This window comes from Pseudomonas sp. NFACC41-3, assembly GCF_900109505.1.
Lineage (GTDB): Bacteria > Pseudomonadota > Gammaproteobacteria > Pseudomonadales > Pseudomonadaceae > Aquipseudomonas > Aquipseudomonas chlororaphis.
Map to the genome: position 1 here is coordinate 200,779 of NZ_FOAE01000007.1, position 26,492 is coordinate 227,270.

25 protein-coding genes and 1 pseudogene are annotated in these 26,492 nt (G+C 62.5%); 11 read left to right on the forward strand and 15 right to left on the reverse strand.

Annotated features, from left to right (window positions below; all coding sequences use genetic code 11):
- Positions 1-80: 80 nt before the first annotated feature.
- From BMY68_RS28680 to lnt, 4 genes are read left to right on the forward strand one after another with little or no spacing between them, the layout of a single operon-like run.
- A complete protein-coding gene (locus tag BMY68_RS28680) occupies positions 81-1,100 on the forward strand; it encodes a PhoH family protein (RefSeq protein WP_007927082.1) in 1,020 nt (339 codons plus the stop codon).
- Complete coding sequence (gene ybeY / locus BMY68_RS28685) at positions 1,093-1,587, forward strand: rRNA maturation RNase YbeY (RefSeq protein WP_007927084.1); 495 nt, start codon at positions 1,093-1,095, stop codon at positions 1,585-1,587. Before BMY68_RS28680 ends, ybeY begins: the two co-directional genes overlap by 8 nt.
- Before the next feature lie 5 nt (positions 1,588-1,592).
- Positions 1,593-2,432, forward strand: coding sequence for an HlyC/CorC family transporter (locus BMY68_RS28690; RefSeq protein ID WP_007927086.1), 840 nt, complete (start codon positions 1,593-1,595; stop codon positions 2,430-2,432).
- A gap of 8 nt (positions 2,433-2,440) precedes the next feature.
- The gene (gene lnt / locus BMY68_RS28695; protein WP_085534538.1) at positions 2,441-3,964 is read left to right on the forward strand and encodes an apolipoprotein N-acyltransferase; all 1,524 of its coding nucleotides are present in this window, start codon (positions 2,441-2,443) and stop codon (positions 3,962-3,964) included.
- A 72-nt stretch (positions 3,965-4,036) separates the two neighbouring features.
- Here lnt and BMY68_RS28700 read toward each other — a convergent pair whose 3' ends face one another.
- Both BMY68_RS28700 and BMY68_RS28705 read right to left on the reverse strand, forming a co-directional pair.
- Entirely contained in the window at positions 4,037-4,807 is a 771-nt protein-coding gene (locus tag BMY68_RS28700; RefSeq protein ID WP_085534536.1) for a YdcF family protein, read from the reverse strand.
- Between the two features lie 127 nt (positions 4,808-4,934).
- Positions 4,935-5,255: a hypothetical protein gene (locus BMY68_RS28705; RefSeq protein WP_009045783.1), complete on the reverse strand. Its 321-nt coding sequence runs from the start codon at positions 5,253-5,255 to the stop codon at positions 4,935-4,937.
- Between the two features lie 260 nt (positions 5,256-5,515).
- Here BMY68_RS28705 and leuS point away from each other — a divergent pair, with 260 nt between their 5' ends.
- The 5 genes from leuS (at position 5,516) to BMY68_RS28730 (ending at position 11,591) form a co-directional block, all read left to right on the forward strand.
- Positions 5,516-8,122, forward strand: coding sequence for a leucine--tRNA ligase (gene leuS / locus BMY68_RS28710; protein ID WP_085534534.1), 2,607 nt, complete (start codon positions 5,516-5,518; stop codon positions 8,120-8,122).
- Between the two features lie 88 nt (positions 8,123-8,210).
- Positions 8,211-8,816 carry an LPS-assembly lipoprotein LptE gene (gene lptE / locus BMY68_RS28715; RefSeq protein ID WP_085534532.1) on the forward strand — a complete coding sequence of 202 codons (606 nt, stop codon included), beginning with the start codon at positions 8,211-8,213 and terminating at the stop codon, positions 8,814-8,816.
- A 39-nt stretch (positions 8,817-8,855) separates the two neighbouring features.
- Positions 8,856-9,893 (forward strand): DNA polymerase III subunit delta, encoded by a 1,038-nt coding sequence (gene holA / locus BMY68_RS28720; RefSeq protein WP_007927092.1) that lies wholly within the window; start codon positions 8,856-8,858, stop codon positions 9,891-9,893.
- A gap of 152 nt (positions 9,894-10,045) precedes the next feature.
- Positions 10,046-10,207 carry an alternative ribosome rescue factor ArfA gene (gene arfA, locus BMY68_RS28725; RefSeq protein ID WP_007927093.1) on the forward strand — a complete coding sequence of 54 codons (162 nt, stop codon included), beginning with the start codon at positions 10,046-10,048 and terminating at the stop codon, positions 10,205-10,207.
- A 61-nt stretch (positions 10,208-10,268) separates the two neighbouring features.
- A complete protein-coding gene (locus tag BMY68_RS28730; RefSeq protein WP_009045786.1) occupies positions 10,269-11,591 on the forward strand; it encodes a lytic murein transglycosylase in 1,323 nt (440 codons plus the stop codon).
- Between the two features lie 78 nt (positions 11,592-11,669).
- Here the strand turns inward: BMY68_RS28730 and BMY68_RS28735 are convergent, their stop codons facing one another.
- The 13 genes and pseudogenes from BMY68_RS28735 to BMY68_RS28795 all read right to left on the reverse strand — a co-directional run bounded on the left by BMY68_RS28735 (position 11,670) and on the right by BMY68_RS28795 (position 24,100).
- Positions 11,670-12,617: a S66 peptidase family protein gene (locus BMY68_RS28735; protein ID WP_085534530.1), complete on the reverse strand. Its 948-nt coding sequence runs from the start codon at positions 12,615-12,617 to the stop codon at positions 11,670-11,672.
- A 168-nt stretch (positions 12,618-12,785) separates the two neighbouring features.
- On the reverse strand, positions 12,786-13,808 hold the full coding sequence (gene lipA, locus BMY68_RS28740) for a lipoyl synthase (RefSeq protein WP_007927101.1): 1,023 nt from the start codon (positions 13,806-13,808) through the stop codon (positions 12,786-12,788).
- Between the two features lies 1 nt (position 13,809).
- On the reverse strand, positions 13,810-14,457 hold the full coding sequence (gene lipB / locus BMY68_RS28745; protein WP_025807692.1) for a lipoyl(octanoyl) transferase LipB: 648 nt from the start codon (positions 14,455-14,457) through the stop codon (positions 13,810-13,812).
- Complete coding sequence (locus BMY68_RS28750) at positions 14,457-14,732, reverse strand: DUF493 domain-containing protein (RefSeq protein ID WP_007927103.1); 276 nt, start codon at positions 14,730-14,732, stop codon at positions 14,457-14,459. Before BMY68_RS28750 ends, lipB begins: the two co-directional genes overlap by 1 nt.
- An 80-nt stretch (positions 14,733-14,812) precedes the next feature.
- Positions 14,813-15,970 carry a D-alanyl-D-alanine carboxypeptidase family protein gene (locus BMY68_RS28755; RefSeq protein WP_007927104.1) on the reverse strand — a complete coding sequence of 386 codons (1,158 nt, stop codon included), beginning with the start codon at positions 15,968-15,970 and terminating at the stop codon, positions 14,813-14,815.
- A 185-nt stretch (positions 15,971-16,155) separates the two neighbouring features.
- On the reverse strand, positions 16,156-17,157 hold the full coding sequence (locus BMY68_RS28760) for a septal ring lytic transglycosylase RlpA family protein (RefSeq protein ID WP_007927105.1): 1,002 nt from the start codon (positions 17,155-17,157) through the stop codon (positions 16,156-16,158).
- Complete coding sequence (gene mltB / locus BMY68_RS28765; RefSeq protein ID WP_009045789.1) at positions 17,157-18,170, reverse strand: lytic murein transglycosylase B; 1,014 nt, start codon at positions 18,168-18,170, stop codon at positions 17,157-17,159. The genes BMY68_RS28760 and mltB overlap by 1 nt, the downstream gene beginning before the upstream one ends.
- Positions 18,171-18,187: 17 nt before the next feature.
- On the reverse strand, positions 18,188-19,291 hold the full coding sequence (gene rodA, locus BMY68_RS28770; RefSeq protein WP_051003959.1) for a rod shape-determining protein RodA: 1,104 nt from the start codon (positions 19,289-19,291) through the stop codon (positions 18,188-18,190).
- Between the two features lie 31 nt (positions 19,292-19,322).
- Positions 19,323-21,218 carry a penicillin-binding protein 2 gene (mrdA, locus tag BMY68_RS28775; RefSeq protein WP_085534528.1) on the reverse strand — a complete coding sequence of 632 codons (1,896 nt, stop codon included), beginning with the start codon at positions 21,216-21,218 and terminating at the stop codon, positions 19,323-19,325.
- A gap of 12 nt (positions 21,219-21,230) precedes the next feature.
- The gene (gene rlmH / locus BMY68_RS28780) at positions 21,231-21,698 is read right to left on the reverse strand and encodes a 23S rRNA (pseudouridine(1915)-N(3))-methyltransferase RlmH (RefSeq protein ID WP_003185785.1); all 468 of its coding nucleotides are present in this window, start codon (positions 21,696-21,698) and stop codon (positions 21,231-21,233) included.
- A gap of 9 nt (positions 21,699-21,707) precedes the next feature.
- Positions 21,708-22,115 (reverse strand): annotated as a pseudogene (rsfS, locus tag BMY68_RS28785) (ribosome silencing factor); the annotation flags it as partial.
- 75 nt (positions 22,116-22,190) lie between these two features.
- Positions 22,191-22,835 carry a nicotinate-nucleotide adenylyltransferase gene (gene nadD / locus BMY68_RS28790; protein WP_007927112.1) on the reverse strand — a complete coding sequence of 215 codons (645 nt, stop codon included), beginning with the start codon at positions 22,833-22,835 and terminating at the stop codon, positions 22,191-22,193.
- Positions 22,835-24,100 carry a glutamate-5-semialdehyde dehydrogenase gene (locus BMY68_RS28795; RefSeq protein WP_053262799.1) on the reverse strand — a complete coding sequence of 422 codons (1,266 nt, stop codon included), beginning with the start codon at positions 24,098-24,100 and terminating at the stop codon, positions 22,835-22,837. Before BMY68_RS28795 ends, nadD begins: the two co-directional genes overlap by 1 nt.
- Before the next feature lie 176 nt (positions 24,101-24,276).
- On the opposite strand from BMY68_RS28795, the gene BMY68_RS28800 reads away from it, so the two are divergent.
- Both BMY68_RS28800 and BMY68_RS28805 read left to right on the forward strand, forming a co-directional pair.
- Entirely contained in the window at positions 24,277-24,963 is a 687-nt protein-coding gene (locus BMY68_RS28800) for a DNA-3-methyladenine glycosylase (RefSeq protein WP_007927114.1), read from the forward strand.
- Between the two features lie 95 nt (positions 24,964-25,058).
- A complete protein-coding gene (locus tag BMY68_RS28805; protein ID WP_085534526.1) occupies positions 25,059-26,375 on the forward strand; it encodes a bifunctional DedA family/phosphatase PAP2 family protein in 1,317 nt (438 codons plus the stop codon).
- The last annotated feature ends 117 nt before the right edge of the window (positions 26,376-26,492 follow it).

A 26,492-nucleotide genomic window follows, 5' to 3' on the forward strand; every position in this document is an offset into this window, starting at 1 on the left:
TATAAGAGCTTTCGCACCCAGGCCTCTGGCGTTATCCTTGATTTCATCCTTTATTGCCGTTGGGCGGCTAAAAAACGACCTTGAACGCACCCATAGAACCACATCGTTTCATCCTCGAGCCCTTTGAGGCTCGCCGCTTCGCCAATCTGTGCGGGCAATTCGACGAGCATTTGCGCTTGATCGAGCAGCGCCTGACCATCGAGATCCGCAACCGCGGCAATCAGTTCGAACTGATCGGCGAACCCAAGCACACCACCTCCGCGGAAAACCTCCTGCGCCGCCTGTACCGGGAAACCAAGGGTACCGAGCTGTCGCCGGACATGGTGCACCTGTTCCTCCAGGAATCCGCCGTCGAAGAACTGGACAATCACCCTGTCGCCGAAGCGGCCGTGGCCCTGCGCACCAAAAAAGGCATGATTCGCCCCCGCGGCTTGAATCAGCAGCGCTACGTCAAGGAAATCCTCGGCAACGACATCAACTTCGGCATCGGCCCGGCCGGTACCGGCAAGACCTACCTGGCCGTGGCCTGTGCGGTAGACGCACTGGAGCGTGAGCAGGTACGGCGTATCCTGTTGGTGCGTCCGGCGGTCGAAGCCGGTGAGAAACTCGGTTTCCTGCCGGGTGACCTGGCCCAGAAGATCGACCCGTACCTGCGCCCGTTGTATGACGCACTGTATGAAATGCTCGGCTTCGAACACGTGGCCAAGCTGATCGAGCGCCAGGTCATCGAGATTGCGCCGCTGGCCTACATGCGCGGCCGTACGCTGAACAACAGTTTCATCATCCTCGACGAAAGCCAGAACACCACCGTCGAGCAGATGAAGATGTTCCTGACCCGGATCGGCTTCGGCTCCACCGCCGTGATCACGGGCGACATCACCCAGGTCGACCTGCCCAAGGGCACCAAGTCCGGCCTGGCCCATGTGATCAACGTTCTCAAGGACGTCCCGGGCATCAGCTTCACCCACTTCATGCCCAAGGACGTGGTGCGCCATCCGCTGGTGCAACGCATCGTCGAAGCCTACGAGCGCTTCGAGCAGCGCGTGGCCGACGAGTCCGCCCAGTCCGCCGCGGAAAAAGGCAATCGCCACGATGCTTGAGCTTGATCTGCAACTGGCAAGCGACAAGCCTGCTCCCAGTGAAGCCCTGTTCCGCCAATGGTGTGAGCTGGCCCTGCGCCAGCGCACGGCCGACTCGGAACTGACCATCCGCCTGGTGGACGAACCCGAAGGCCGCGAACTGAACCGCACCTGGCGGCAGAAGGACTACGCCACCAACGTCCTGTCGTTCCCCGCCGATGTGCCGGACGAACTGCTGGACATTCCATTGCTCGGCGATCTGGTGATCTGCGTCGAAGTGGTCGAGCGCGAAGCCGCCGAACAAGGCAAGGATCTCCAGGCCCACTGGGCCCATCTGGTGATTCACGGCTGCTTGCATCTATTGGGTTACGACCATATAGATGACGACGAAGCCGAGGAAATGGAAGCACTGGAACGAACGTTGCTTGCAGAACTGGGTCATCCCGACCCTTATGCGGACGACGAAACCGAAGAACATCCATCTGTAACAACCAAGGATTTAGAGTAATCGCTATGAGCGAAGACCGATCGAGCAGCGGGCAAAAGTCGTGGCTGGGTAAACTGACCCAGGCTTTTGCCCATGAGCCGAAAAACCGCCAGGAGCTGCTGGAGCTGCTGCGCGAAGCCCATCAGAACAAGTTGCTGGACAGCGAAGCGCTGGCCATCGTCGAAGGCGCCATCCAGGTCGCTGACCTGCAGGTACGGGACATCATGGTTCCGCGCTCGCAGATGATCAGCATCAAGGCGACCCAGACTCCCCGCGAATTCCTGCCGTCCGTCCTCGATTCCGCACACTCGCGTTATCCGGTGATCGGCGAAAGCCATGACGACGTCATGGGCGTCCTGCTGGCCAAGGACCTGCTGCCGCTGATCCTCAAGGAGAACGGCGACAGCTTCAACATCAAGGACCTGCTGCGTCCGGCGACCTTCGTTCCCGAATCCAAGCGCCTGAACGTACTGCTGCGTGAGTTCCGCGCCAACCACAATCACATGGCCATCGTCATCGACGAATACGGCGGCGTGGCAGGCCTGGTGACCATCGAGGACGTGCTGGAGCAGATCGTCGGCGACATCGAAGACGAGCACGACGTCGAGGAAGACAGCTACATCAAGCCGCTGCCGAGCGGCGATTTCCTGATCAAGGCGTTGACGCCGATCGAGAACTTCAACGAGTTCTTCGACAGCGAGTTCTCCGACGACGAGTTCGACACCGTTGGCGGCCTGGTGATGAGCGCGTTCGGGCACCTGCCTAAACGTAACGAAATCACCGAAATCGGTGCCTATCGCTTCCGTATCCTGAATGCCGACAGCCGTCGGATTCATCTGCTGCGACTAACGCCTATCCCCCGCTAAGGATCGACATGCTGCGCTTAACCCGCCCCGGCTGGCCCGGTAACCTGCTGGCCATGGCGGCTGGCGCAATCACCACCCTGGCCCTGGCGCCGTACGACATCTGGCCGTTGGCACTGCTGGCGGTCGGCTTCTTTTACGCCGGCCTGCGCGAGCTAAGCCCGCGCCAGGCGCTGTGGCGCGGCTGGTGTTTCGGCTTCGGCCTGTTTGCCGCCGGCACCAGCTGGATCTACGTCAGCATCCATACCTACGGCGGCGCCTCGGTGCTGCTGGCGGGTTTACTGATGCTGGCCTTCATTGCCGCCATCGCCTTCTTTTTCGCCCTGCCGGCCTGGCTCTGGGCGCGTTGGCTGCGTCGCAATGAAGCCCCTCTCGCCGATGCCCTGGCCTTCGCCGCCCTTTGGGTGGGCCAGGAAGCCTTCCGCGGCTGGTTCCTGACGGGTTTCCCCTGGCTCTATTCCGGCTACAGCCAACTCGACGGCCCGCTGGCCGGCTTGGCCCCTCTGGGCGGCATGTGGCTGATCTCCTTTACCCTGGCGCTGACCGCAGCCCTGCTCTACAACCTGCCCGGCTTGATCCGCGCCGGACGCAAGGGGTTCATCGCCGCCGGCCTGGCGCTGCTGGTCGCCCCCTGGGTGATCGGCATCGCGCTCAAGGGACATGCCTGGACCAGCCCGTCGGGCGAGCCGCTGACCGTGGCGGCGATCCAGGGCAATATCGAACAGAGCCTGAAATGGGACCCTGCGCAACTCAACTCCCAACTGGCGCTGTACCGCGACATGAGCTTCAGTTCCAAGCGCGTGGATCTGTTGGTGTGGCCGGAAACCGCGGTGCCCGTGCTCAAGGAGTCGGCCGAAGGTTATCTGAACATGATGGGCAACTTCGCCGCCGACCGGCATTCGGCGCTGATCACCGGTGTACCGATCCGCCAGGAAGTGCACCACCAGAAGCGCTACTTCAACGGCATTACCGTGGTTGGCGAAGGCGATGGCGAGTACCTCAAGCAGAAGCTCGTGCCCTTCGGTGAGTACGTGCCCCTGCAGGACTTGCTGCGTGGCCTGATCGCGTTCTTCGACCTGCCCATGTCGGACTTCGCCCGCGGCCCCGCCGACCAGCCTTTGCTGCAAGCCAAGGGTTACCAGATCGCACCGTTCATCTGCTACGAGGTGGTTTACCCGGAATTCGCCGCCAGCCTGTCAGCCCGCAGCGACCTGCTGCTGACCATCAGCAACGACACCTGGTTCGGCACCTCGATCGGCCCGCTGCAGCACTTGCAGATGGCCCAGATGCGTGCCCTGGAAGCCGGCCGCTGGATGATCCGCGCCACCAACAACGGGGTGACCGGCCTGATCGATCCGTTCGGCAAGATCACCGTGCAGATTCCGCAGTTCGAACGAGGAATCCTGTACGGCGAAGTGGTGCCGATGCACAACCTGACGCCTTACCTGCAGTGGCGCTCGTGGCCCCTGATCATCCTGAGCGTCCTGCTGTTCGGCTGGGCCCTGCTGGCCAGCCGGATCGCCAAGACCGTCTGACTTCATCGCGAGCCTGCTCGCTCCTGCCGGGGATTTGCGATTCCTGTGGGAGCGGACTGGCTCGAGATGAACCTAGTCCTCTCCACGATAAAACAGCTTGTAGCCTACCAGCCCCACCGCCTCGTTCAACAACTGGCCGCTCTGCCAGATCGATTTGAACTCCGGCATCCAGCCGCCCAGCGGCCTGGCGTTATCCACCCCGAGGAACCCCACGGGCGCCGGCACCACAATGAATCCTGCCTGCTCGAAACTCCAGACAGCCCGCTGCATATGCCAGGCCTGGGTGACCAGCACCACACGCTTGACGCCCTGCGGCTTAAGCACTTGCGCGGTGAATTGGGCGTTTTCCCAGGTCGTGCGGCTACGCCCTTCCTGCCAGCGCACCGTTACGTCGAAATCGTTCAGCAACGACTCGGCCATCAGCGCTGCTTCCGTGGGCGGCGTGCCGTAGTGCAGGCCACCGCTGGTCAGGATCGGCAGCCCGGAAGCCTTGGCCAGGCGCGCCGCATAGCGCTGGCGCTCCAGGCCGACACCGGTCGGCTGGTCGGAACCCCAGGCCGGATCGCCACGCTCACGGCCCGAACCCAGCACCACAATCGCATCGGCCTGTCCGGCCAGGGTCGACCACTGGCTTTGCGTCAGCGCCGGCTCACTTTCCAGGGCACTCGCGCCCCACTCCACCATCACAGGCAGGCTCATCAACCAGAACCCGCCCAGGCCGAGGGCAAAACACACACCGGCCAATCGCGGCCTCGAGCGGCGAAACCACCAGGCGAGCAGAAGCAGCAGCAACAGAAGGCCTGGCGGCAGGAGTAGTTGTTTGACGAAATAACGAAAAGGCATCGAGCATCTCCAAAGATGCTCGAAGCCTAAGTGGGTAAAAGCAAAGCAACAACAGATATGAAACAGATTTCACGCACAAGGTACGCGGCGTTGACGCTGCGCAGATGCCCGCATGGGCTGCGCAGACTCACTTGAACTGCAGGGATCGGACCTTTACCGCATCCCGGGCGGGCACCTTGTCTTTCAACCAGATGACCTTGGCCGAATGTGGAGTCACTTCGTGCCTCAGGCATTCGAGCACGCTCAATTGCGTCTCACGCTCGCTACGATCCAGATAGGCTTTGATCACCTCGAGCTCGGCGTGACTCAGGCCCCGCAACTCCAACTCCGCAGGACGCTCATTACGCAAGCTCCCTGCTGTTTTCGCTGTATCCAAGGCCAAAGCCAGACGATCTATCAATCGTTCGTACAACTCGGGTTTTGTAACTTTTCGCTGCGACTCAACCATCCACTCACCTCATGAAAGTAAGAATCACTCCCCCTTTTTGAGCTTAGCCGCACTGCCGAAACCGGCAGGGTGCCGCGACCAACGGCCCACGGCGCGTAATCAGGGTTTCCCTCGGTAGAGCGCGGTCATGTATGCTACGGCGCTTCCTGTAACTCCACTTCCAGCTCGACTGGGTAGCGAAAACGCCATATCTGGCGCCATCACCACCCAACGTTGCATTGAAGAGGATTAGGCCACCCCTATTCAGTTCAAAAGTAGCCATGCACGAACACTATCAGCCCCGTGAAATCGAAGCCGCCGCCCAGTCGTTCTGGGATGAGCAAAAGTCCTTTGAAGTCAGTGAACAGCCAGGCAAGGAAACTTACTACTGCCTGTCGATGTTCCCTTACCCCAGCGGCAAGCTACACATGGGGCACGTGCGTAACTACACCATCGGCGACGTGATCTCCCGCTACCAGCGCATGCAAGGCAAGAACGTGCTGCAACCCATGGGTTGGGACGCCTTCGGCATGCCAGCGGAAAACGCCGCGATGAAGAACAACGTCGCACCGGCCAAGTGGACCTACGAAAACATCGCCTACATGAAGTCCCAACTGCGCAGCCTGGGCCTGGCGGTGGACTGGTCCCGCGAGGTCACTACCTGCAAGCCGGACTACTACCGCTGGGAACAGTGGCTGTTCACTCGCCTGTTCGAAAAAGGCGTGATCTACCGCAAGAACGGTACCGTGAACTGGGACCCGGTCGACCAGACCGTCCTGGCCAACGAACAGGTGATCGACGGTCGCGGCTGGCGTTCCGGCGCGCTGATCGAAAAACGCGAAATCCCGATGTACTACTTCAAGATCACCGCCTACGCGGATGAGCTGCTGGAGAGTCTCGACGAACTGCCGGGCTGGCCCGAGCAGGTCAAGACCATGCAACGCAACTGGATCGGCAAATCCCGTGGCATGGAAGTGCAATTCCCCTACGACCAGGCCTCCATTGGCGAAGCGGGCGCACTGAAAGTCTTCACCACCCGCCCTGACACCCTGATGGGTGCGACCTACGTCGCGGTAGCCGCCGAGCACCCGCTGGCCACCCTGGCAGCGCAGAACGACCCGGCGCTGCAAGCTTTTATCGCCGAGTGCAAGGGCGGCAGCGTCGCCGAAGCCGACATCGCCACTCAAGAGAAGAAAGGCCTGCCGACTTCGCTGTTCGTCGAACACCCGCTGACCGGTGAAAAACTCCCGGTATGGGTCGCCAACTATGTGCTGATGCACTACGGCGATGGCGCGGTGATGGCCGTTCCGGCACACGACGAGCGCGACTACGAATTCGCCACCAAGTACAACCTGCCGATCAAGAACGTGGTGCGCACCAGCGCTGGCGACGAAACGCCAGCACCTTGGCAGGACGCCTACGGCGAGCACGGCGAACTGATCAACTCCGGCGAGTTCAACGGTCTGGATTTTGCCGGCGCCTTCGATGCCATCGAAGTCGCCCTGCTGAAGAAAAACCTCGGCCAATCCCGCACCCAGTTCCGCCTGCGCGACTGGGGCATCAGCCGCCAGCGCTACTGGGGCTGCCCGATCCCGATCATCCACTGCGACAGCTGTGGCGATGTACCGGTACCGGAAGACCAACTGCCGGTAGTACTGCCGGAAGACGTGGTGCCGGACGGCGCCGGTTCGCCACTGGCGCGCATGCCCGAGTTCTACGAGTGCAGCTGCCCGAAATGCGGCAAGCCTGCCAAGCGTGAAACCGACACCATGGACACCTTCGTCGAGTCCTCGTGGTACTACGCCCGCTATGCCTCGCCAAAATACGAGGGTGGCCTGGTCGACCCGGCCGCGGCCAACCACTGGCTGCCGGTGGACCAGTACATCGGTGGTATCGAACACGCGATCCTGCACCTGCTCTACGCTCGCTTCTTCCACAAGCTGATGCGCGACGAAGGCCTGGTGAGTTCCAACGAGCCGTTCAAGAACCTGCTGACGCAAGGCATGGTGGTCGCCGAGACCTACTACCGCCGCGAAGCCAACGGTGCCTACACCTGGTACAACCCGGCCGATGTCGAGCTGGAGCGTGACAGCAAGGCCAAGATCGTCGGCGCCAAGCTGATCAGCGACGGCCTGCCGGTGGAAATCGGCGGCACCGAGAAGATGGCCAAGTCGAAGAACAACGGCGTCGACCCTCAGTCGATGATCGAACAGTACGGCGCGGACACCTGCCGCCTGTTCATGATGTTCGCTTCGCCGCCCGACATGAGCCTGGAATGGTCCGACTCCGGCGTCGAGGGTGCCCATCGCTTCCTCAAGCGCGTCTGGCGTCTGGCTCAGGCTCACGTAGCCCAGGGCCTGCCGGGCACACTGGAGCTGGGTTCGCTGAACGACGAACAGAAAGTCATTCGTCGCGCCATCCACCTGGCGATCAAGCAAGCCAGCCAGGACGTCGGCCAGAACCACAAATTCAACACCGCCATCGCTCAGGTCATGACGCTGATGAACGTGCTGGAAAAAGCACCGCAAGCCACCCCGCAGGACCGTGCCCTGTTGCAGGAAGGCCTGGAAACCGTGGCCCTGCTGCTGGCACCGATCACCCCGCACATCAGCCACGAGCTGTGGAGCCAGCTGGGTCGCAGCGGTGCCATCATCGACGCCGGCTGGCCGGTGCTGGATGAGAACGCCCTGGTTCAGGACAGCCTGCAGCTGGTCATTCAAGTGAATGGCAAACTGCGTGGCCAGATCGAAATGCCGGCCAGCGCCAGCCGTGAAGAGATCGAAGCCGCCGCCCGGAGCAACGAGAACGTGCTGCGCTTCACCGAAGGCCTGACGATTCGTAAAGTGATCGTCGTGCCTGGCAAGCTGGTCAATATCGTCGCTAGCTAATTGGATCAGGCGTCAGCCCATGGCTGACGCCGAATAAAACCTCCAGGGCCGCCCTGTCGGCCCACATGGTTTCAAGGGGAGCAACAAGATGATCAAACGCAACCTCCTGATGATGGGCCTGGCCGTACTGCTGAGCGCCTGCGGCTTTCAGCTGCGCGGTACCGGCACCACCGAACTGGCGATCAAGGAACTCGACCTGAGCGCCCGTAACGCTTACGGCGAAACCGTGACCCAGCTGCGCCAGGTTCTGCAGAGCAGTGGCGTCAAGGTCTATGCCGGTGCGCCCTACAAGCTGGTGCTGACCCGCGAGCAGGAATCCCAGCGCAGCCTCAGCTACGCCGGTGCCGGTCGTTCAGCCGAGTATGAACTGACCACCGTGCTGAACTACGAAATCCAGGGCCAGAACAACCTGACCCTGCTCAGCGACAAGCTACAAGTGCAGAAGGTCTACATCCACGACGGCAACAACCTGGTGGGTTCCGACCAGGAATCGCTGGAAGTGCGCAAGGAAATGCGTCGCGACCTGGTGCAGAACATGATGCTGCGCCTGCAACTGCTGACCCCGACCCAGCTGGATCAACTGCAGCAGACCGCGGATGCCCGCGCCAAGGCCGAGGCCGATGCGCTGGAAGCCGCGCAGAAGGCTGAGGCGGAAACCCCGCAACAGTCGCCCATGCAGCTGCCGAACCAGTAAGCCTTGTGGGGCGCCCAGGCGCCCCGCTTGCCCCTCCTTATGAAACTCGCCCCCGCTCAGCTCGGCAAACACCTGCAAGGCACGCTCGCACCGGTCTATGTCATCAGTGGCGACGACCCGTTGCTGTGCCAGGAAGCCGCCGACGCCATTCGCACCGCCGCCCGCCAGCAAGGCTTCGATGAACGCCAGGTATTCAGCGCCGACGCCAATTTCGATTGGGGAACGCTGCTGCAAGCCGGCGCGAGCATGTCGTTGTTCGCCGAAAAACGCTTGCTGGAACTGCGCCTGCCTTCGGGCAAGCCCGGCGACAAAGGCGCCGCGGCCTTCATCGAATACTGCTCACGGCCGGCCGAAGACACCCTGCTGCTGATCAGCCTGCCCAAGCTCGATGGCAGCGCGCAAAAGACCAAATGGGGCAAGGCCCTGATCGATGGCGAGCAGACCCAGTTCATCCAGATCTGGCCAGTGGATGCCAACCAATTGCCGCAGTGGATTCGCCAACGCCTGTCCCAGGCCGGGCTTTCCGCCAGCCAGGACGCCGTGGAGCTCATTGCGGCCCGGGTAGAAGGCAATCTGCTGGCCGCGGCCCAGGAAATCGAAAAGCTCAAGCTGATGGCCGAGGGTGGCCAGATCACGGTGGAAACCGTGCAAGCGGCAGTCGCCGACAGTGCGCGCTTCGATGTTTTCGGGCTGGTGGACGCCATCCTCAATGGCGAGGCCGCGCATGCCCTGCGCATGCTCGAAGGCCTGCGCGGCGAAGGTGTCGAACCGCCGGTGATTCTCTGGGCGCTGTCCCGGGAATTGCGGGCGCTGGCCAATATGTCGCTGCAGTACAGCCAGGGCACTCCGCTGGACAAAGTGTTCAGCCAGGCCCGTCCGCCCGTCTGGGACAAACGCAAGCCGTTGATGAGCAAGGCCCTGCAGCGCTATTCCGCGCCGCGCTGGGCGCAATTGCTGCTCGACGCCCAGCGTATCGATGCGCAGATCAAGGGGCAGGCCGCCGGTTCGCCCTGGAGCAGCCTGAGCCGCCTATCGCTGTTGATGGCAGGGCAACGCCTGCCTCTCCCAGCCGAGTAACCCCAACGTCTTGCAGAAGCAAGGCTCGTTCCTACAGGGAATGGGGGAATCCGTGAGGTTTGCTGAAAAACCCTACGCATCACAGGGCTGGACAGCAGGGTCAAGCTGGCCGATCATCTGCCGCGTAAACCCACCTCAAGCGAGAACCCAAAATGAGCAAGCCATCCAAGCATGGCCCCAACAAGGCCAAATCCATCATCGCCCAGCCACTGTTCCGCAGCCGTCAGGAACGACCCGCCAAGGGCAAAGGCAGCTACCGCCGCGAAGCCTTCCAGTCTAAAAGCTGGGAGGCTTCTTACTTTCTGGCTGCATAAAGCGGAGAACCCCGCCGGCATGATAAGGTCTGTATCTGATTCGTATTCTCTGGACCTGTGCATGCCCTTTTGTCTTTCCCGTCGTTGGCACCTGCGCCAACTGATCGCTGCCTCCAGCCTTGCCCTGCTCGTCGCCTGCGCGGAAAAACCCACCGCCGCCGATGCCCAGCCACTCCAAAGCATTCAAGCCGCCCCTCTCGCCGCGCCTGCAACCGTCGCTCCGCTGGCCGTCGACAACCTGGACATCCAGCCAACCCAGACCTTTGCCCAATGGCAGGCAGGCTTTCGTGTCGAAGCCCTGAACGCCGGGATCCGTGCCGATCTTTTCGACCGTGCATTCGCCGGTATCACCCCCGACATGGGTGTGATCAAGGCCGACCGCAGCCAGCCGGAATTCACCCGGCCGGTGTGGGAATACCTGGACGGAGCCCTGTCGCCGCTGCGCGTGCGCAAGGGCCAGGCACTGCTCAATCAGTACGCCGACATCCTGCAGCAGATCGAACAGCGTTATGGCGTCGATCGCCAGGCCCTGGTGGCGGTCTGGGGTATGGAAAGCAACTTCGGTGAGTTCCAGGGCAACAAATCGGTCATCCGCTCCCTCGCGACCCTGGCCTACGAAGGTCGCCGTCCGGCCTTTGCCAACAGCCAGCTGCTGGCCGCCCTGCAGATTCTCCAGCACGGCGACATCCAGCCCGAGAAGATGCTCGGCTCCTGGGCCGGCGCGATGGGGCAGACCCAGTTCATCCCGACCACCTACAACACCCATGCCGTGGACTTCGACGGCGATGGCCGCCGCGACATCTGGAACAGCCCGGCCGACGCCCTGGCCTCGACCGCGCACTATCTGCAAAGCTCCGGCTGGCAGAAGGGCCAGCCATGGGGTTTCGAAGTGCAGCTGGCGAACGGCTTCGACTATGCGCTGGCGGATGGCGCGATCCGCAAACCGGTAGCCGAATGGCTGCGCCTGGGCATGCAGTTGCCCAACGGTGCCAGTGTTCCGGCCGGCGCCGAACAGCTTTCGGCGGCCTTGCTGTTGCCGGCGGGTTATCGCGGGCCGGCATTCCTGATCCTCGACAACTTCCGCGCCGTTCTGAAGTACAACAACTCCTCGTCCTATGCCCTGGCGGTGAACCTGCTGTCACAACGCTTCAACGGTTCAGGTCTGATCAACGGCGTCTGGCCGAAGGACGACATGCCCCTCAGCCGCTCCGAGCGCATCGAACTGCAGAACCTGCTCAGTGCCAACAATTACGATGCCGGCAACCCGGACGGCATTATCGGCGCCAATACCCGCAAAGCGATTCGCAGCGCCCAACAATCGCTGGGCTGGCCTGCCGACGGCTATCCGACCCACAAGCTGCTGGAGAGCCTGCGCTCGCGTTGAGCCAGGCCTGCGCGCTGAATCATAGGGGCGCCATAGTTGAGCAAGCTCGCTCCCACAAGGGCAGCGAGCACGGGCTGATCAGCCGAATACCACGTCCTGTTCCAGGATCAACTGCTTCTCCCCCGCATCCAGCCTGACCATCGCCCCCAGCGGCAGGGTCAGGTTCGGATCGCAGTGGCCACTGCGCCATCCCGCCAACACCGGGATGCACAGGGGTTCGAAGGTCTGCTTGAGCAGTCCGGCAAGCGCCTGGGGCTCTACTCCCGCCACATCTCCCACCAGCACCCCGCGAAGCCTGTCGAGCTTGCCAGCCAGACGCAGATGCGTCAGCAGACGGTCGATCCGGTACAGCGGCTCGTTGATGTCTTCGATAAACAGAATGATGCCGTCGCCATTGATCTCGTATGGCGTGCCCATGGTCGCGGCGATCAACGACAGGTTGCCCCCCAGCAACTGGCCGCAGGCGATGCCAGGCTCGACGGTGGTCAAGGGATAAGCCGCCGGATGCGGCAGCAGGCTGCCAGCCTTCAACTGCCCCCGGAGCAGGCTGAACAGCGAGGACTCGGTAGGTGGCTGTTTGTCCCCCAACAAGTCGGCATTGAGCATCGGCCCGTGAAAGGTCACGAAACCCGCATGACGATTGATCGCCAGATGCAGCGCGGTGATGTCGCTGTAGCCGACAAACGGCTTGGCATGGCGGCGTAGCAGGTCGTAATCGATCCGGTCGAGCAAGCGTGGGCTGCCATAGCCGCCCCGCAGGCACAGGATGGTATCGACATCATCATCGGCAAAAGCGGCGTGCAGGTCGTTCAGGCGGACCTCGTCGCTACCGGCCAGATAGCCGTCCTTCTGTTGGACCCCAGGATAAATCCGCAGTGAATAACCTCGAGCGCGCATCCAGCGGGCGGCTTGCTCGGTATCCAGGGCTGCGGGCCCGGCGGGCGCAATCAAGCCGATCAGCCCTTGCGAAGGCAGCGCCGGCACTGGCCGTTGCGCACAAAGGACATCAGTCGGTTGGAGGGTCATCCAGTGGTTCTCCCTGTGTGGATTCTCTAGTGCACAGTAGACATGAAAGCGGGCAAACAGAAGTGCCGAAACGCCACGGCGCTTGCAGGAAAAGTCTATGAAGGGAGGGAGACGCAGGCGTAACGGAAGATGACGCCCGCAAGGAAAAGACCTTGCGGGCGTATTACATCAGGAGACCAGGCCTTCTTTGGCCAGCTTCGCCTGCTCGTCGGCGTGGTACGAGGAACGTACCAGCGGGCCCGAGGCGACGTTCTTGAAGCCCATCTTGTAACCTTCCTCGGCGAACCAGGCGAAGGTGTCCGGGTGCACGAAACGCTGCACCGGCAAGTGGCTGCGGGACGGTTGCAGGTACTGGCCGAGGGTCAGCATGTCGATGTCATGCTCGCGCATGCGCTTCATGACCTCGATGACTTCGTCGTCGGTCTCGCCCAGGCCCAGCATCAGGCCGGACTTGGTCGGTACGTGCGGCACCAGTTGCTTGAACTTCTGCAGCAGGGTCAGCGACCACTGGTAGTCCGAACCCGGGCGCGCGGCCTTGTACAGGCGCGGCACGGTTTCCAGGTTGTGGTTGAACACATCCGGCGGCTCGGCCGCGGTGATTTCCAGCGCTACGTCCATGCGGCCACGGTAGTCCGGGACCAGGGTTTCCAGTTGCACGTTCGGCGACAGCTTGCGGATTTCGCGGATGCAGTCGGCAAAGTGCTGGGCACCGCCGTCGCGCAGGTCATCGCGGTCGACCGAGGTGATCACCACGTACTTCAGGCGCAGGTCGGCGATGGCCACCGCCAGGTTCATCGGCTCATCGACGTCCAGAGGCTTCGGACGGCCGTGACCGACGTCGCAGAACGGGCAGCGACGGGTGCAGATGTCGCCCATGATCATGAAGGTCGCGGTACCGCCGGAGAAGCACTCGCCCAGGTTCGGGCAGGACGCTTCTTCGCAGACGCTGTGCAATTTGTGCTTGCGCAGCAATTGCTTGATCCGGTCGACTTCCGGGGAAACCGGAATACGCACGCGAATCCAGTCCGGTTTCTTCGGCAGTTCGGTGGTCGGGATGATCTTCACCGGGATGCGCGCGACTTTCTCGGCACCGCGCAATTTAACGCCGGTTTCAACTTTCGCACGGGCCGGGCGCTCGGAAACATCCAGCGTCGGGATCAGGGTTTGCACAGCGTCTTGCGCAGTAGTCATATCAGTCGATTCCGCCCGTTAGGGTCGTCTGCTCAGCATAGTCGAGGTGTTTGACGAGCTGCGCACGCAGCCGGGCACTTACCTCGGCAAATTCAATCGGTCCTGTGTGGTCGCTCAGCTGGGTCATTGCCAGCCCGGCATAGCCACAGGGGTTAATCCGTCGAAACGGCTGCAGATCCATGTCCACGTTCAAGGCCAGGCCATGAAAGGAACAACCATGGCGGATCCGCAGGCCCAGGGAGGCGATTTTCGCGCCATCGACGTAAACGCCGGGGGCATCCGGCTTGGCTGCCGCGGCCACGCCGTAGCTGGCCAGCAGCTCGACCAGGCACTGCTCCATCCGGCTGACCAGGTCGCGCACGCCAAAACCCAGACGGCGCACGTCCAGCAGCAGATAAGCCACCAGTTGGCCAGGACCGTGATAGGTCACCTGGCCACCCCGGTCGACCTGCACCACCGGGATATCCCCGGGAAGCAACAGGTGTTCGGCCTTGCCCGCCTGGCCCTGGGTAAAGACCGGCGGATGCTGCACCAACCAGACTTCATCGGGAGCGTCGGTGCCGCGTTCGTTGGTAAAGCGTTGCATGGCCTGCCAGACCGGCTCGTAGGCCATCTGGCCGAGCTCGCGAAAGCCCAGCGTTTGAGGCATCACAGCACCATGTGCACGAAGCCGGTGGCCCGCAGTTCGCTGTTGATGTCATACAGCTGTTCTTGACCGGTGGCGACGATGTGCAACTGGATGGTCGTGTACTTGCCGTTGGTGCTCTGGCGCTCGGCCAGGGTCTTGTGGTCAACGGTCGCGTGTTTTTCAAGGATCGCGATGATCTTGTCCTTGAAACCCACGCCGGTATCGCCGATCACCTTAATCGGGTAATCCGCGCAGGGGAATTCGATCTTTGGCGCCTTTACTTCGGTGTCTGTCATGGCGTAACGGCCTCGTAAGCCGTGGCGACGGACGCGGCCCCCGCTCTATTTCAGAGCGAGGGCCGCGCGGGTCGACAATATCAGTTGAACAAGCCGTAGAAGAATAGACGGATGCTATCCCACATGCGGCGGAAGATACCACCTTCGTCGACCGCGTCCAGAGCGATCAGATCGGCGCTGTGCACCACCTTGTCGTCCAGTTTCACTTCGACTTTACCGATCACGTCGCCCTTGGCGATAGGTGCGATCAATTGTGGATTCATGGTCATGCTGGCAGCGAGCTTCTTCAGCTGGCCTTTGGGCATGGTCATGGTCAGGTCCTGGGCCAGGCCGGCCTTGATCTGGGAGGTGGTGCCTTTCCAGACAGGGGCCTGAGCCAGCTCGGTGCCCTTCTGGTAGAAGGTCTGGGTTTCGAAGAAGCGGAAACCGTAGGTCAGCAGCTTCTGGGTTTCGGCCGCGCGAGCCTGCTCGCTGTTGGTACCGAACACCACGGCGATCAGGCGCATGCCGTCACGCACGGCCGAGGACACCATGCAGTAGCCGGCTTCGTCGGTGTGACCGGTTTTCAGGCCGTCGACGGTCTTGTCGCGCCACAGCAACAGGTTGCGGTTAGGTTGCTTGATGCCGTTCCAGAAGAACTCTTTCTGCGAGTAGATCGCGTAGTGAGCCGGGTCTTCGTGAATGATGGCGCGAGCCAGTACCGCCATGTCATGCGCCGACGAGTAGTGCTCGGGGTTCGGCAGGCCGGTCGGGTTCATGAAGTGGCTGTTGCTCATGCCCAGGTCGCCGGCGGTCTTGTTCATCATGTCGGCAAAGGCGTCTTCGCTGCCGGCGATGTGCTCGGCAACCGCGACGCTGGCGTCGTTACCCGACTGAATGATGATGCCGTGCAACAGGTCGCTGACAGTGACCTGCGAGCCGACCTTGATGAACATCCGCGAACCACCGGTACGCCAGGCGTTCTCGCTGACGGTCACCGGGTCGTTCTCGCCGATCTGGCCGCGACGGATTTCCAGGGTCGCGATGTAGGCCGTCATCAGCTTGGTCAGGCTGGCTGGCGGCAGGCGCTGGTCACCGTTGTTCTCCACCAGCACGTTACCGCTGCTGGCATCCATGAGCACATAGGACTTGGCGGCCAGCTGCGGTGGCGACGGCATCACTTCTACCGCCCAGGCGGCAGGCGTGATGATCAGCGGGACAAGCAGACACAGGCGTTTGGCAAAGGTGGTGATGTTCATCCGTCTCTCGAAATTGCTAATGGAAACTTGTCCTCGCGGACAAAACTATTCAGACAGCCTTCTAAAGGGCTGTCGCGTGTTCAGTTGTTCACTCACTGACCCTTGCCGGGCTTTTGTTGTACGACGAGCCAACAACCTGGGCTCACCCCCCAAATACCGCAGGTGAACCATGAATCAGAATCCTATTACTCGGCGGTTACCAGGCTCGGCTGCCCCAGATTGGCCAGCCGGACACTGTTCTGCACTTGCTGGATCTCACCCGGCGAGCCGATCGGCCCCAGGCGCACCCGGTGCAGGGTCTGTTGATTGCGCACGATCGAACTGATGAACACCGGAGCGCTCACCATCCCGCTCAGCTTCGAGCGCAGGAGCTCGGCAGCGTCCGGGTTGGCGAAGGCGCCCACCTGCAGATACTGGCCAGAGGCTTGCGCAGAAGCGTTTTTTTTTGCATCCAGTTGCACCGGCACAACGGCCGCGGCGTGCTGCTGTGCAGGTGGCGTCCATTGCTCGACGGTCCCCGTGGACGCCGTCATCACTGGCGCGGCTTTCGGCTCATTGAGCATCAAGGGTGCCGGCCGACCGCGCTGGGCCCACCATTCCTGCGGGTCGATACCCTCGACCTTGACCCGGGCGGTGCCGATCTCGGCATAACCGAGCTTCTTGGCCGCGGCGTAGGACAAATCGATGATCCGGTCCGAATAGAACGGCCCACGGTCATTGACCCGCAGGATCACGCTTTTGTGGTTATCCAGGTTGGTCACCCGGACATAACTCGGCAATGGCAGGGTCTTGTGTGCGGCACTCATGCCATACAGGTCATACACCTCGCCATTGGCGGTGTTCTGCCCGTGGAACTTGGTGCCGTACCAGGAAGCCGTACCCGAAGCGACATAACGCTTGGATTCGGCCATCGGGAAATAGGTCTTGCCCAGCACCGTATAAGGGTTGGCCTTGTACGGGCCGGTGTGCAGGGTCGGCGTGGCGTCGGGGATGCGCGATACATCGACGTCCCACCAGGGCGCGCCGTCTTTGTGGGCGCGGTTGATGTCCAGGCCCGGCGTCGAACGTACGGCTGTCGTCGGGCCTTTCTGTTTCGGCGCCTGGGTTGACGAACAACTGACCACCAGCAAGGACAACGCGGCAAGAGCCACCAGCTTCAGGGGTTTGCGGTTTGGCGATGCCAGCATTACTTGACGCCCCGTGCTTGGACCAGCTGTTCAGAGAGCTGATGTACGGCCATGGCGTACATCACGCTGCGGTTATAACGCGTGATCGCGTAGAAATTCTTCAGGCCCATCCAGTACTCGGGGCCATTGTCACCTTCCAGGCGGAAAGCCGTGACCGGCATATCATCGCGCAGCGCATCATGACTCGACCAGCCCAGCGCCCGCAACTCCCCGACGGTTTTCGTCGGCTCGATACCGGTGGTCAAACCTTCGTCGACCTGATCGCCACGCACTTCGGCCCGGCTGACCACCGGCTGCCCGGCTTCCCAGCCGTGACGCTTGAAATAACTGGCGACGCTGCCGATGGCGTCGTCCGGATTGGTCCAAATATTGATGTGGCCATCACCGTCGAAGTCCACAGCATAGGCGCGAAAACTGCTCGGCATGAACTGCGGCAACCCCATGGCACCCGCGTAGGAGCCTTTCAGGGTCAGCGGGTCGACCTGTTCTTCACGGGCCAGCAGCAGGAATTCGCGCAACTCCTTGCGGAAGAACTCGGCACGTGGCGGGTAATCGAAGCCCAAAGTCGACAGTGCATCGATCACCCGATAATTGCCGGTGTTGCGCCCGAAGAAGGTTTCGACGCCGATGATCGACACGATCACCTGGGCCGGCACGCCGTATTCCTGCTCGGCACGGGCCAGTACCGCTTCGTGCTGGCGCCAGAAGTCCACACCGCGGGCGATGCGCGCGTCGGTGATGAACATCGGCCGGTATTCTTTCCACTGCTTGACCCGCTCGGCGGGCCGGGAAATGGCGTCGAGGATCGACTGCTTGCGCTCGGCCTCGCGAAACACGCCCATCAACTGTTCGCCCGCGAAACCATAGTCGCGAGTCATTTCGCCCACGAATTCGGCTACTTGAGGGGAACCTTCATATTCGCCGCCGGCCAGCGCTTCCTGCGCCGCACCAAGGATGCCTACCAGACCGACCCACGGTGCATACCGAGCAGTCCAGCCACGCATTACTTGCATTGAATTCTTCACCTTATTCAAACCTGCGCGATCCACTTACGATGGGTATGGATCGACATCAAAACCCCAAACGCTGACAGCAGCGTCACCAGCGAAGTTCCTCCGTAGCTAATGAACGGCAACGGCACCCCCACGACCGGCAACAGGCCACTGACCATACCGATGTTGACGAAAACGTAAACAAAAAACGTCATGGTCAGGGCGCCGGCGAGCAATTTGCCGAACAGCGTCTGCGCCTGGGCGGTGATCACCAGCCCCCGACCGATCAGCAGCAGATAGATCAGCAGCAGGGCGCAAATGCCCACCAGGCCGAACTCTTCGCCCATGACCGCGATAATAAAGTCGGTGTGGCTCTCGGGCAAAAAGTCCAGGTGGGACTGAGTGCCGAGCAGCCAGCCCTTGCCGAAGACGCCGCCGGAGCCAATGGCCGCCTTGGACTGAATGATGTTCCAGCCAGTGCCCAATGGATCGCTTTCCGGGTCGAGGAAGGTCAGGATCCGTTGCTTCTGGTAGTCGTGCATGATGAAGAACCACATGGCGATCGCCACTGGTACCGCGGCGGCCAGCACGCTGAGGATCCAGCGCCAGCGCAGCCCGCCCATGAACAGCACGAAGGCGCCACCGGCGAGAATCAGCAGCGAGGTCCCGAGGTCCGGCTGGCGCACGATCAGAATGAACGGAATACCGATCAGGACCAGGCTGATACCCACATGCTTGAGCTGCGGCGGCAAGGTGCGCTTGGCCAGGTACCAGGCGATGGTCGCCGGCATGATGATCTTCATGAATTCCGAGGGCTGGAAGCGAATCACCCCGGGGATGTTGATCCAGCGGGTGGCGCCCATGGCGTTGTGGCCCATGACATCCACCACCACCAGCAGTATCACGCCGAACACATAGGCCAGCGGCACCCAGCGCGCCATGAACCGGGGCTCGAGCTGGGCAATGACGATCATCGACACCAGGCCGATGCCGAACGACGTCGCCTGCTTGCCCAGCAGGTCCCAGCTCTTGCCGCTGGCCGAATACAGGACGAACAGGCTGCCGGCCGCCAGGGTCAGCAGCAGGATCAGCAATGGGCCGTCGATGTGCATGCGCTGCAGCAGCGTCGCCCGGCGACGCATCACATCCTCGCTGGACAGGATGCGATCGAAATTACTCTTCACGGGTCGTAGCCTCCGCACTGATAGGGCCGGCAAACTCAGGCTTGAGCAGGCCATCGGGGCCGAGGAGCCAGGCGTCCATCACCTGGCGCACCACCGGAGCCGCCACGCCGGAACCGGACTCGCCGTTCTCGACCATGACCGAGACCACGATTTTCGGGTTTTCCGCCGGCGCGAAGCCGACGAACAGGGCGTGGTCGCGATGGCGCTCCTGGACCTTGGAGCGGTCGTACTTCTCGCCCTGCTTGATCGCGACCACCTGGGCCGTACCACTCTTGCCGGCGATCCGGTATTGCGAGCCAATGGCCGCCTTGCGCGCCGTACCGCGGGCGCCGTGCATCACCTGCTGCATGCCGTGATTGACCTTCGTCCAGTCCGACGGATCGCGCAGGATGATGTCCGGCATCGGGTTCTCATCCACCGGCTTTTCGCCCTCGATAGTCTTGGCCAGGTGCGGACGGTTCCATTTGCCCTTGTTCGCCACCAATGCCGTGGCCTGGGCCAGCTGCAACGGAGTGGACTGCATGTAACCCTGGCCAATCCCGAGAATCAGCGTCTCGCCCGGGAACCAAGCCTGGCGACGGGTGGCGCGTTTCCATTCCCGCGACGGCATCAGGCCCGGCGACTCCTCGAACATGTCCAGCGAGACCTTCTGGCCGATCCCGAACTTGTTCATGTAGGCCGACAACCGATCGATCCCCAGCTTGTGGGCCAGGTCATAGAAGTAGGTGTCGTTGGACCGCATGATCGCGGTGTCGAGGTCGACGTAACCGTCACCGCTGCGGTTCCAGTTACGGTACTTGTGATCGTAGTTGGGCAGTTGGTAGTAGCCCGGGTCATAGACCCGCGTGGAGGCCGTCACCACCCCGGAATCGAGACCGGCGATCGCCACCGCCGGCTTGATGGTCGAGCCCGGCGGATACAGGCCGCGCAGCACCCGGTTGAACAGTGGACGGTCGATGGAATCGCGCAGCTCGGCATAGGCCTTGAAGCTGATGCCGGTGACGAACAGGTTCGGGTCGAAGCTCGGCTGGCTGACCATGGCCAGCACTTCCCCGGTGCGGGGGTCCAGCGCGACCACCGCGCCACGCCGGCCGCCCAATGCTGCCTCCGCGGCTTCCTGCAGCTTGATGTCCAGGCTCAGGACAATGTCCTTGCCGGGAATCGGGTCGGTACGCTTGAGCACCCGCAACACGCGGCCGCGAGCATTGGTCTCGACCTCTTCGTAACCCACCTGGCCGTGCAGCTCGGGCTCGTAGAAGCGCTCGATACCGGTCTTGCCGATGTGGTGGGTGCCGCTGTAGTTCACCGGGTCCAGGGTCTTCAGCTCTTTCTCGTTGATCCGCCCCATGTAGCCCACCGAGTGCGCGAAGTGCGCGCCCTGGGGGTAATGACGGACCAACTGCGCCACCACTTCCACCCCAGGCAGACGGAACTGGTTGACCGCGATCCGGGCGATCTGCTCTTCGTTGAGCTCGAACAGGATCGGCACCGGCTCGAACGGCCGACGCCCCTGCTTCATGCGCTTCTCGAACAGCGCCCGGTCTTCCGGCGTCAGTTCCAGCACCTCGACAATGACATCGAGCACCTGGCGCCAGTCACCGGAACGCTCGCGGGTCATGCTCAGGCTGAAGCTCGGCCGGTTGTCGGCCACCACCACGCCATTACGGTCGAAGATCAGGCCGCGGGTCGGCGGAATCGGCTGGACGTGAACCCGGTTGTTTTCCGACAGGGTCGAGTGATAGTCGTACTGGATCACCTGCAGGTAATACAGCCGCGCGATCAGCACCCCGATCAGGCAGACCACGGCAATAGCCCCGAACACGACCCGGCCACGCACCAGACGGGCGTCTTTTTCGTGGTCCTTGATACGGATCGGCTGGGACATTAGGGGCGCGGGCTATTTGTGGTAAGGGTGCCCGGACAGGACTGTCCAGGCGCGATACAGCTGTTCACCAATCAGGATCCGTACCAGCGGGTGTGGCAAGGTCAGCGGCGACAGCGACCAGCGCTGATCTGCCCGCGCACAGACTTCCGGCGCCAGCCCCTCGGGGCCGCCGACCATGAAGTTCACGGTGCGCGAGTCGAGGCGCCAGCGATCCAGCTCCACCGCCAGTTGCTCGGTGCTCCAGGGCTTGCCGTGGACCTCGAGGGTGACGATCCGCTCGTTCGGGCCGACCTTGGCCAGCATGGCTTCGCCCTCCTGACGGATGAAACGAGCCACATCGGCGTTCTTGCCACGGGTATTGAGCGGTATTTCCACCAGTTCCAGCGCCAGTTCGGACGGCAGACGCTTGGCATACTCGTGCCAACCCTCTTCCACCCACTTGGGCATGCGTGAACCGACAGCGATCAGACGCAGGCGCACAGCCGTCCCTTATTGCTGGTCTTTGTTGAGCTTGGTGAAGTGCTCATGGGTGTGCTCCGGGCTGTGGTGCTTGCCATCGGCCGCACGGCTCTGCTCGGCGCCCTGCCACAGACGTTCCAGGTCGTAGAACTGGCGCGCGGAGGCGGTCATCATGTGCACGATCACGTCGTCCAGGTCCAGCAGCACCCAGTCGCTGTCGCCCTTGCCTTCTTCACCCAGCGGCTTGACGCCCTGGGCCTTGACCATCTCGCGGACCTTTTCCAGCATCGCGCCGATCTGGCGGTTGGAAGTACCGGTGGCGATGATCATGTAGTCGGTGATGCTCTGCTTTTCGCGAACATCGATCACCAGGACGTCCTGGGCCTTGACGTCTTCCAGCGCGGCGACTGCCACCTTGACCAGATCTTCGCCTTTCATTACTTGGTTAGTCATATAAAACTCGTTCAGCTCGTATGTATGGCGCGTTGCACGGCATCAGCCGGCAGCGCGCCTTCAGTTCGGCCCACGGTAAAGACCGTGTGCATCGATATAGGCCAGGACCGCATCAGGCACCAGGAAACGTACCGACTTACCGCTGGCCAGCAGTTGACGGATCTGGGTGGCGGACACCGCGAGCGGTGTCTGCCAGACGAATGCAATGTGTCCTCCGGGCCCTTGCAGGGCCAGGGGATCGCTCACCGAGCGCGCCGCCAGCAGGTTGCGCAACGCATCCGGCGGCTCGCTGTCGGCATCCGGGCGTTGCAGCACCAGGATGTGGCAATGCTGGAGCAACTCTTCCCAGCGATGCCAGGTAGGCAGGCCGCAAAAAGCGTCCCAGCCCAGCAACAGGAACAACTGGTCATCCGCGGCCATCTCGGCCCGCATCTGTTCCAGGGTGTCTAGGGTGTAGGACGGCTTGTCCCGTTTCAGCTCACGGTCGTCCACCACCAGGGGTGAAACGCCCGCCACCGCGCACTCGACCATCGCCAGACGGTCCAGCGCCGACACCTGCGGTGCATCGCGATGCGGCGGCCGCGCACTGGGGGTCAGGCGCAGCTCATCGAGCCCCAGCGAATCGGCCACCTCCAGCGCACTGCGCAGGTGACCGATGTGCACGGGGTCGAAGGTACCGCCCAGCAGACCGATACGTTTGCTCATCAAGTGCGCACATGGCCGTCGCCGAAGACGACATATTTCTCGCTGGTCAGCCCTTCCAGGCCGACCGGACCACGGGCGTGCAGCTTGTCGGTGGAAATACCGATCTCCGCGCCCAGGCCATATTCAAAACCGTCGGCAAACCGGGTCGAGGCATTGACCATCACCGAGCTGGAATCCACCTCGTTGAGGAAACGCCGGGCGTCGGTGAAGTTCTCGGTGACAATGGCGTCGGTGTGGTGCGAACCGTAGATGTTGATGTGCTCGATGGCCGCGTCCAGGCTGTCGACCACCAGGATCGACAGGATCGGCGCGGTGTACTCGGTACTCCAGTCTTCTTCGGTGGCTTCGATCACATCGTCGCCCAGCAAGGCACGGGTACGCGGGCAACCGCGCAGCTCGACCTGCTTGTCGCGATAGATCGCCGCCAACGGCGGCAGTACGCGCTCGGCAATACCGGCGTGGACCAGCAGGGTCTCCATGGTATTGCAGGGTGCGTAGCGCTGGGTCTTGGCGTTGTCGGCGATGCGAATCGCCTTGTCCAGGTCGGCCGCCACGTCGATGAACACATGGCAGACGCCGTCCAGATGCTTGATCACCGGCACCTTGGCGTCGCGGCTGACCCGCTCGATCAGGCTCTTGCCGCCACGCGGCACGATCACGTCGACGAACTCGGGCATGGTGATCAGCGCGCCAACGGCCGCGCGGTCGGTGGTTTCCACCACCTGCACCACTTGCGCCGGCAGGCCGGCCACCGCCAGCCCTTGCTGGATGCAGGTGGCAATGGCGCGGTTGGAATTGATCGCCTCGGAGCCGCCCCGCAAGATGGTCGCGTTACCGGACTTCAGGCACAGGCTGGCGGCGTCGATGGTCACGTTGGGACGCGACTCGTAGATGATGCCGATCACGCCCAGGGGCACGCGCATCTTGCCGACCTGGATGCCCGAAGGCAGGTAGCGCATATCGCGGATTTCACCGATGGGGTCAGGCAGCTTGGCCACCTGACGCAGGCCTTCGATCATTTCGTCGATACGCACCGGAGTCAGCGCCAGACGATCGAGCAATGCCGGTTCCAGACCATTGGCCCGGCCGTTGGCCAGGTCCTGCTCATTGGCCGCGCTCAGCTCGGGGCGAGCAGCGTCCAATGCATCGGCAGCCGCCAGCAATGCGCGGTTTTTCTGCGCAGTGGTGGCACGGGCGATTACCCGCGAAGCTTCGCGGGCAGCGCGACCCAAACGGGTCATGTAGTCAAGAACGGACTCAGTCATGGTCTGCTGTGGTCTTGGCAAAGAGGAAAGCGGCTGATTATAGCTGTCGCGCCGGTCCACGGACAGCGGTCACGGGCGGATGGTCGAAATGGACGGCAAATACCTCTCGTTCAGCCTGAATTAAGCCTGGAATTGATATCATTCCGAACCAATTCCCGTCATCGCTCCTGGCCACCATGTCCATTCTGTCCACCCCGACGCTGCCCAAGGCCCTGCCCGACCGCTTTTTCGATCGTGATGCCCAGGTCCTGGCCCGTGAACTGCTTGGCAAAATCATCCGCCATCGGGTCGGCGATCTGTGGTTGTCGGCGCGCATTATCGAAACAGAAGCCTATTACTGCGAGGAAAAAGGCAGCCATGCCTCCCTCGGCTACACAGAAAAGCGTAAGGCTTTGTTTCTGGACGGTGGCCACATCTATATGTACTACGCCCGTGGCGGCGATTCGCTGAACTTCAGCGCCCAGGGGCCAGGTAACGCGGTGCTGATCAAGTCGGCCTACCCTTGGGTCGACGAAGTCTCAGGTCCTGCCAGCCTGGCGCAGATGCTGCTGAACAATCCCGATGCCAGCGGTCGGCCGCGCCCCTCGCAAAAGCTCTGCGCCGGCCAGACCCTGCTGTGCAAGGCGCTGGGCCTGAAAGTCCCGGTATGGGATGCCAAGCGCTTCGACCATGAAGTGCTGTTCGTCGAGGATGTCGGCACGCCCGTCGCCAGCATCATCCAGACCACTCGCCTGGGCATTCCCCACGGCCGCGACGAACACTTGATGTACCGCTTTGTCGATGCCGCCTACGCCCCCTACTGCACCCGGAACCCGCTACGTCGCGGGCAGGTCGAAGGTCGCGACTATCTGTTGCTCGATTGATCCCTTTCGCAGGAGCCGGCGTGCCCGCGGATGGCCTAATCGCGAGCAAGCCCGTTTCTACAGTTGAACCACCGAATAACCGGAGTTGAAAACCTATGGGCCAATGGCTCGATGGAATAACCGGCTGGCTGACGATGAACCCCCAATGGCTGGCGGCAGCCGTGTTCATCGTCGCCTGCGTCGAATGCCTGGCGATTGCCGGCCTGATCGTACCCGGCACCGTGCTGCTGTTCGCCATTGCCGTGATGGCTGGCAGCGGCGCACTGTCCCTGGGTGAAACCCTGGCGCTGGGGTTCTTTGGCGGCTTGCTCGGGGACGTAGTGTCTTATCTGCTGGGCCGGCGTTTTCACCAGAATATCCGCCGCCTGCCGGGCCTGCGGCATCACCCGGAATGGATCAACGGCGCCGAAGCCTATTTCCAGCGGTATGGCATCGCCAGCCTGTTGGTCGGGCGCTTTATCGGTCCCTTGCGGCCCATGCTGCCGATGGTCGCCGGGATGTTCGACATGTCGTTCCCGCGCTTTTTCGCCGTCAGCCTGCTGGCCGCGGCCGGCTGGACCGTGGCCTACCTGCTGCCGGGCTGGGCCACGGGCGCGGCGATCCGCCTGCCCTTGCCTGAAGGTTTCTGGCCGCAGGCGGGAATAGTCGCCGCCAGCATCGCCGTGCTGCTGGGCCTGAGCATCAACAGCACCGTGCGCCGCCATCGCAAGGCCAGCCCGCTGGTGGCCGGCCTCAGCCTGGCGATCCTGGCGGGGCTGTTCATCGGTTACCCCTACTTGAACCATTTCGACCAGGGCCTGATGGCGCTCGTCCAGGAGCACCGCAGCCCGGCAATGGACGAGGTGATGGTGGTGCTCACCCAGTTCGGCGAATTCCGCACCATGCTGTTCGCCAGCGCCCTGATCACTCTGCTGTTGCTGATTGCCCGGCAATGGCGGCAGGCGATTTTCGCGGGCACCACGCTGCTGGGCACCGCATTGGCCAACACCGGCACCAAGCTGTTCTTCGCCCGGGTACGCCCGGAAGTCCTGACCGACCCACTGACCAGCTACAGCATGCCCAGCGGCCACAGCTCCGGTTCGTTCGCCCTGTTCCTGACCCTGGCGATACTTGCCGGTCGCGGCCAGCCGCCGCGCATGCGCCTGACCTGGCTGCTGCTGGGCTGCCTGCCGGCGGCGGCGATTGCCTTGTCGCGGATTTACCTGGGCGCGCATTGGCCCTCAGACATCCTTGCCGGCGCCATGCTTGCCGCCTGCGGGTGCGCCGCCAGCCTGTGGTTCGCCCAGCGCCAGACACCACTGGAGCCCATGCCGGCCAAGATCTGGTGGCTGGTATTGCCGGCGCTGATGGCGCTGTTCGGCTTCGAAGCCGTCAGACATCTGCCCCACGCCATGCTGCGTTATGCCTACTAGATAGAGCGAACGCCCCTGTAGCCGCTGCCGCAGGCTGCGATAGGCCGAAGGCCTTCAGCGGTTTCGGAATCTGCGCCCACTGTGTGGGCGATCGCAGCCTGCGGCAGCGGCTACAGG